At 40.2% G+C, this 7696-nt stretch carries 4 protein-coding genes and 1 pseudogene; 4 read left to right on the top strand and 1 reads right to left on the bottom strand.

Going from position 1 to position 7696, the window contains the following annotated elements:
* The first annotated feature begins 132 nt into the window (after nucleotides 1–132).
* From BM146_RS07015 to BM146_RS19420, 4 genes are all read left to right on the top strand, one after another.
* A complete protein-coding gene (locus BM146_RS07015) occupies nucleotides 133–3075 on the top strand; it encodes a glycoside hydrolase family 3 N-terminal domain-containing protein (protein ID WP_074886419.1) in 2943 nt (980 codons plus the stop codon).
* 75 nt (nucleotides 3076–3150) lie between these two features.
* Entirely contained in the window at nucleotides 3151–5568 is a 2418-nt protein-coding gene (locus BM146_RS07020) for a glycoside hydrolase family 3 C-terminal domain-containing protein (protein WP_074886421.1), read from the top strand.
* Between the two features lie 81 nt (nucleotides 5569–5649).
* Complete coding sequence (locus BM146_RS07025; RefSeq protein WP_074886424.1) at nucleotides 5650–6201, top strand: GtrA family protein; 552 nt, start codon at nucleotides 5650–5652, stop codon at nucleotides 6199–6201.
* Between the two features lie 283 nt (nucleotides 6202–6484).
* Entirely contained in the window at nucleotides 6485–6652 is a 168-nt protein-coding gene (locus BM146_RS19420) for a zinc ribbon domain-containing protein (protein ID WP_177201612.1), read from the top strand.
* Nucleotides 6653–7518: 866 nt separating this feature from the next.
* On the opposite strand, the pseudogene BM146_RS20505 reads toward BM146_RS19420, so the two are convergent.
* Nucleotides 7519–7696 (bottom strand): annotated as a pseudogene (locus BM146_RS20505) (IS30 family transposase); the annotation flags it as partial.

Consider the following 7696-nt stretch of genomic DNA (forward strand, 5'->3'; position numbering starts at 1 on the left):
AAACGGCACGATTTTTTTATTGTGCTAAATTTATAGTACATTGATGCGCAGTTTGATCATGCTGTGCATTAGATAAACATCTTTGCAACCCGACCAGTTGCAAATGCAGATTATAAAAAGGGAGGTTATATTATGTTATCTATCAACATGGATGACGTCATGAACGTCATAACATCGATCAAATCTTATCTGATAGCTATCGGTGTTATCATTGCAATCGCAGTTGTTCTTATGATTGCGGTTATGAAACTTAATAAGCCACTTAAAAAGCTTATTAGGGGCACAGCACTTGTTGCTATGCTCACAGGTATTGTTGTTTGTGTGAATATGATCTGTTCAGGTCCTATGAGCACAATGCTTGACCTTGTTAGTGGTAGCGGAACAATTTCAAAGGCTACTTCTGATGAGACAACTATTCTTGCACAGGATATTGCAAGAGAGGGTATTGTTCTTTTAGAGAACGAAGATAATACTCTTCCTGTTGCTTCAGGAACAAAGCTCAATGTATTCGGATGGGCTTCAACAAATCCTATCCTTGGTGGTGCAGGATCAGGTGCTCTTAACGACGCATATGATCAGATTTCACTTCTTGATTCACTTTCACAGGCCGGAATTGAGACAAACACAGAGCTTACACAGTTCTATACAGACTATAAGGCAGACAGACCTGTAGTTGGAATGTGGAATCAGGATTGGACACTTCCTGAACCAAACGTTTCTCTTTACACTGATGAAATGATTGCTAACGCAAAGAGCTTTTCTGACACAGCTATGATCGTTATCAGCCGTTCAGGTGGAGAAGGTGCAGATCTTCCAACAGATATGAATGCAGTTATCGATGGTTCTTATCAGGATGGCACAACATATACTGCAGGAACATATGATGATTCTTTAAATGAAGGCAATGACTGGGATGCAGGTGATCATTACCTTCAGCTCACAAACAGAGAAGAAGAAATGATCGATCTTGTTTGTGCAAACTTTGATAAGGTTATCATTCTTTATAACGGTGCTAATGCATTCGAACTTGGATTTATTGAGGATCATCCACAGATCAAATCAGCTCTTTGGGTAGCTGGTATGGGTCACGTTGGTATGAAGGCCGTTGGTGAGATCGTAACTGGTGAAGTTAACCCTTCAGCTAAGACAATCGACACATATGTTTATGATATGGAAAAGACACCTTGGTGGAATAACTTTGGTGACTTCAACTACACAAACATGGATGAATTTAAGTACACTTCAACAGGCTTTACAGGTGTTGAGTCTACATCTTATGTGTCATTCATCAACTATGTTGAAGGTATCTACGTAGGTTATAAGTTCTATGAAACTGCAGCAGCAGAGGGACTTATCAACTATGATGATGTGGTTCAGTATCCATTTGGATATGGTCTCTCATACACAACATTTGAACAGACAATGGGCGACATCACAGAGGCAGATGGAACAATCAGTTTTGATGTTACTGTTACAAATACTGGTTCAGTTGCAGGTAAGGATGTTGTAGAAGTTTACTACAATCCTCCTTATACAAATGGTGGAATCGAAAAGGCAACAGCAAATCTTATCCAGTTTGATAAGACAGACCTTCTTGAGCCGGGCGCATCTCAGACTATTACAATTTCCTTTAACGTAGAAGATATGGCAGCTTATGATTACCAGAACGCTAAGGCATATGTTCTTGAAGAAGGTGATTATGTGATCTCAATCAATTCAGATTCACATAATGTTATTGATTCAAAGACATATACAGTTGATCAGACTGTAACATACAATGGATCAAATGGACGTAGCAGCGACCTTATCACAGCTACAAACGTATTTGATTATGCAGAAGGTGATATTACATACCTTTCAAGAGCAGATGGATTTGCTAACTATGCAGAGACTACAAAGGCTCCAACAAACTATGAGATGCCAGCTGAAGCTAAGGCAACTTTCTATAACATCAGCAACTACTTAACAGCAGAAGCAACAGCTGCCGATGAAGATCCAAATGCAGCTGCAGTTACAACCGGAGCTACAACAAGCCTTCAGCTTGCTGACCTTAGAGGTCTTTCAAAGGATGATCCTAAGTGGGATGAACTTCTTGACAGCATGTCTCTTGATGATATGAATGCACTTATCTCACTTGGTGGATATCAGACAAACTCAGTTGATTCAATCGGTAAGGTTCGTACAAACGACTGTGATGGACCTGCTTCAATCAACAATAACTTTACAGGTGTTGGATCACTTGGATTCCCTGTAGGAGTTACAATTGCAGCTACATTTAACAAAGAACTTGCTTATTCATTCGGCGATTACATCGGTAAGATGGCAGATGAGATGGATGTATCAGGTTGGTACGCTCCAGCTATGAACATTCACAGAACTGCATTTGCAGGCCGTAATTTCGAGTACTATTCAGAAGATAGCATCCTTTCAGGATACATAGCTGCTGAAGCTTGTAAGGGTTCATGGGATAACGGAGTTTATGCTTACATTAAGCACTTCGCTATGAACGATCAGGAAGAAAACAGATGCGATATGCTCTGCACATGGTCAAATGAGCAGGCTATTCGTGAGATCTATCTGAGACCTTTCGAGATCTGTGTAAAGAATGTTGATATGTGTGCAGTAATGTCATCATTCAACTACATTGGTAATCGTTGGGCAGGTGGTTCTGCAGCACTTCTTAACACTGTACTTAGAGATGAGTGGGGCTTTAACGGCTTCGTTCTTACAGACTACTTTGGAGTTTATGGATACATGTCATCTGACCAGGCTATCAGAAATGGTACAGACTGCATGCTTGTAAACTATCCTACAGCTACAAACAGTGTACAGTTTAGAGATACAAACGGAGCACAGCAGGCAATGCGTACAGCTACAAAGAATATTCTTTACACTGTTGTAAACAGCCGTGCTTATGCACCTGAAAACCTTACAATGGGTATGGCTTCATGGAAGAAGCTTATGATCGTGCTTGATGTTATCTTTGGTGCTCTTATGGTTTGTCTCGTGGCAATCTTTATCAAGAATTTCTTGAAGAATAAAGAGACTAAGACAGAAACTTCTGCACAGGAATAATTCAATAATTTGTGGAGCGGTGCTCGTAGACTACGGGCACTTTGCTCCTTTTATAAAAATAAAAAGGGGATAATCATGAAACATCAGGATATCATTGAGAAGATGACAATTGAAGAGAAGGCTGCTTTTTTAAGTGGTAAGGGTGAGTGGCAGACAAGAGATTTTGAAAGGCTTGGTATTCCTTCAATTTTTTGTTCTGATGGACCTCACGGTATCAGAAAACAGGCGGGAGCTGGCGATCATCTTGGACTTAATGCGTCGCTTCCTGCAACTTGTTTTCCGACAGCAGCAACAATAGCAAACAGCTGGAACACTGAGCTTGGTGAAAAGCTTGGAGAGACTCTTGGCGAAGAGGCAATGGCCGAAGGCGTAAATGTACTTTTGGGACCAGGCCTTAATATTAAAAGAAGTCCACTTTGCGGAAGAAACTTCGAGTATTTTTCAGAAGATCCATATCTTGCAGGTAAGATGGCTGCTTCTTATGTAAGAGGCATTCAGTCGCAGGGAGTATACGCTTGTCCCAAGCATTTTGCTGTAAACTCACAGGAACTTCGCCGCATGGCTATGAACTCTGTGGTTGATGAGAGAACTCTCAGGGAAATTTACCTTACGGGCTTTGAGATTGCTGTAAAAGAAGGCGGGGCAAAGACAATTATGTCTGCCTATAATGAGGTCAACGGAACATATGCCAATGAAAATAAGCATCTTTTGAATGATATTTTGAGAAAAGAATGGGGCTTTGACGGCATAGTCATCACAGACTGGGGCGCTTCCAATGACCATGCGCTTGGTGTTGCAGCAGGCTCTAACCTCGAGATGCCAAATCCTGGCCTCGATTCAGCAAGAGAGCTGATCGCTGCCGTAGAAAGCGGAAAGATCAAGATAGAAGATGTAGATGCTCGTGTAGATGAGCTTTTGGATGCAGTTATGACATTGCATGTAAATGCGCAGGGAAAGAGCAATGAATTTGATAAGAATGCTCATCACAATATTGCCAGAAGAGCTGCTGCAGAGAGTACAGTTCTTTTGAAAAACGAAGGCGGTATTCTTCCTCTTAAAGCTGGTGCTAAAGTTGCCATAGTTGGTGACTTTGCATTTGTTCCAAGATATCAGGGAGCAGGATCTTCACTTGTAAATCCTACAAAGATTGAGACAGTTGCTGAACTTATCGGAACTTATGATCTTCAGGTTGTAGGCATGAGCAGAGGATATTCAAGAAACGGGCAGGAAGATGCGGCAGTCAGAAAAGAAGCACTTGATATTGCTGCAAAGGCAGATATTGTTTTGTATTTCTTTGGACTTAATGAGGATAGTGAATCTGAAGGAATGGACAGAACTCACATGAGAATTCCTCAGAATCAGATAACCCTTTTGCAGGAACTTGGACAGGCTAATCCTAACCTTGTAGGTATTATCAGTGCAGGCTCTGCAATTGAGATGCCATGGCATCATTATTTCAAGGCTCTTTTACACTGTTACCTCAATGGACAGGCAGGAGCAGGTGCAGTATTGGATATTCTCAGTGGTGATGTTAATCCTTCGGGAAAGATTTCAGAGACTATTCCAAGGAGACTTGAGGACACTCCTGCATATCGTTATTATCCAAGTCAGGAGAGAACTTCTGAGTACAGAGAAAGTCTTTATGTTGGCTATAGATATTACGATTCAGCAGATGTGCCGGTTCTTTATCCGTTTGGATTTGGGCTTTCTTATACAACATTTGAGTATAGTGATATTTCTGTTACAGAAGAAGGCGCAACATTTACAATCACTAACATAGGATCACGGGATGGTGCCGAGGTTGCACAGCTTTACGTTGGGCTTCCAAACGGCAAGGTGTTCAGACCTAAGAAAGAACTCAAGGGTTTTGCGAAAGTATTCCTTAAAGCAGGCGAGAGCAAGAAAGTAACAATCGCATTTGATGATAAGACTTTCCGCTATTTCAATGTAAAAACAAATAAATGGGAAATTGAGGATGGCAAATATGTCATTTCGGTTGGTGCAAGCAGTGCTGATATCAGACTTACAGCAGATGTTCTGAAATCTGAAACAACTGAAACTATTCCATATAAAAGGGAAGAGCTTCCTTCATATTATTCAGGAAAGATTCAGTCAGTTGAGACTGCAGAATTTGAAAAGCTTCTTGGAAGAAGTGTTCCGGATGGAAAGTGGAGCGGAGAGCTTGGACTTAACGACGCTTTTTGCCAGATGTATTATGCAAAGAGCTCTCTTGCAAGATTTGCATATAAGAAGCTTACAGCAATGAAGAAAAAAGCTGACGAATCAGGAAAACCTGATCTTAATGTTCTATTTATCTACAATATGCCGTTTAGGGCTATGGCTAAGATGACAGCCGGAGCAGTGAGCATGGAAATGGCAGAAGGAATAGTGAAGCTTGTCAATGGTCATTTCTTTGGAGGACTTGGTCAGATTATCAGTGGGTACTTTAAAAATGGCAAGAAGAATAAAGAGTATGAAGCTAAGATAAAATAAGCAGTCTCAAATCTGGTTAATAGTAAGGAACTGTAGCAAAATGATTGAAATGGGCTAACGCTTAATTACGGAGGAAATATTATGAAATTTTGGAATGACTTTGCAGAAAAGCACCCTGCTGTAGCCAAATGGGTGAGAGAGGGAGGACTCTTCGTTGTTGTAAGTAATCTGATAACAGTGTTTAAGTATCTTTTACTTACTTTTCTCCCCGCAGCATTTGCTTTTCTTGGAAACAGGTCTTTTGGCTGGCCTGGAATCCCACTTACAATCGCGGGAGAAACCTTTGAATGGAATATTTTAGGATACGATCAGGCACATGGAGGACTTGCTTATTTTACGGCATATATGATTGCCATGGTAATAGGCGAGTGTATCAACTTCCCGATTCAAAAGCTCTTTGTATTCCGCAATCATGATAAGCCCGGAAAGCAGATAGCATGGTATCTTTTAGCATTTATTGTTATTACATGTATTGTTAATTCAATCAATTGTATCTGGGTAGCGGTAGCCGGCAAGTTTGTACCTGCTTTTGTTTACAACATTGGAACAACAGTTTTAAACGGCGGTGTCAGCATGGTAGTATTCTTCTTTGTAAACAAGATAATCTTTCCTGAGACTGAAAAGAAAGATTGAAATTTAGTTTCTTAATTATTGAGTAAGAAAACTGGTGTAGAAAAAACTACATCAGTTTTTTTATATCATAGCTTCCTATGATATAAAAAATCGCTCCGCTAAGGAAGCGCACTCGCGCGAATGGAAAATGTTGCATAAATGCAACCGCGCTCGGCGCGAGAATGTCGCAAGCGACATTCTTTTTTATACTTTTTTTAGAAAGTTTAAAATTTGTTAAGTGCCGCAGGTGCAGTCATGCTCGTAAAATATAATGTGAGTTTAAAAAATGAGGAGGAGAATTAAAATGGTAATGATTGAGGATGAAAAACTTGAAAGCGTTGTCGGAGGGGCAAAGAAGATTCAGTACATGAAGGTTTCATGTATAAAATGCAAAACAGTTTTTGAGGCTGATATGTCAAAAACAAAAGTAAAATGCCCGGCATGCAAAGCTGACAACATATTTGCAGGCTGATATAAAAGCTAATCCATCTTTGGGGATATACAGTATTTTTGAAGTTTACAAAACATTTTATGAGGGAGCAATCAGACTGGTTGCTTCTTTTTTAGACTATACAGTAAGTCAATAAAAACTTGGATTTTATTGATAGAGTGTAGTAATATTTCTTTCGTGAGTGTCTAATTTAATTATGATACTCAGTAAGCTACTAGAAGGGGCGACACAATGCTAGATAATAAGGGATTTGAACCGTCCCTTTAATTACTTAGAAAAAGTTGAAATTGTGGCTCCGTACGCCACCATTGACTGAGCCTGAGAAAAACGCCTTGGTCTGTGAGCCGACGGTGAGGATGATGGGAACAGTAGATCTTCTCGCACCGTCGGATTCAGCATTGTAGCGTTTTCCTCAGACCCCGTCAATGGCAAGCACCTTCGGTGTGGCTGAATACAAGGGCCTCAGGCTCTGACTCCGAGAACAGTAGTGGTGGCTACTTTCAAGGATGTATGTGACTATATGTCTACGTCTTTTAATGTAAAGAGAGCGAAGACTCTGTTTTGGAAATATAAACTGATTTTTGAGTTTACGACACCATGCGACAAGGTTTTTGACTTGTGATTTTGGGCATATACTGCCTTATTTGGCTTGATAGTAAAACTAAATTCTACATAGCGAAAACCTAGGAATTATGCAGATTTTAATTCTACTTTTTCTCCTTATCAATAGTTAAAAATTAGTATATAATGCCTTCATAGTCACATTTTTTAAGTTTTTCTGCATGCCTAACAGGCATCTGGAAAAAAGTGTGCAGGACTAAATTCCACATGCCTTTGGTGAAAGACTAAATTCTATGCAGTGAAACTTGCCTGTGTGATCTATGGTTTTATTTTACTAATGCTGGTATCAGGGTTACATCATCTGCTGGTATCTCCTTGAGACCTAATGCTTGGTGTAGCCTGTTATCCAGCAGTAAAAGCGATATCTCATACGGACTGTGTCCGTTCAACATATCCCTTTTCTCGCTGTTGATGTGGTTAAGAAGTAGCAGCGTCTTTGCATCG

This window comes from Butyrivibrio proteoclasticus, from assembly GCF_900115735.1.
In the GTDB taxonomy this organism is placed as follows: Bacteria; Bacillota; Clostridia; order Lachnospirales; family Lachnospiraceae; genus Butyrivibrio; species Butyrivibrio proteoclasticus_B.

Bases quoted from the DNA above. Each gene is read 5' to 3' on its own strand.
- BM146_RS07015 (WP_074886419.1), top strand. From the start codon at position 133: ATGTTATCTATCAACATGGATGACGTCATGAACGTCATAACATCGATC.
- BM146_RS07020 (WP_074886421.1), top strand. From the start codon at position 3,151: ATGAAACATCAGGATATCATTGAGAAGATGACAATTGAAGAGAAGGCT.
- BM146_RS07025 (WP_074886424.1), top strand. From the start codon at position 5,650: ATGAAATTTTGGAATGACTTTGCAGAAAAGCACCCTGCTGTAGCCAAA.
- BM146_RS19420 (WP_177201612.1), top strand. From the start codon at position 6,485: ATGGTAATGATTGAGGATGAAAAACTTGAAAGCGTTGTCGGAGGGGCA.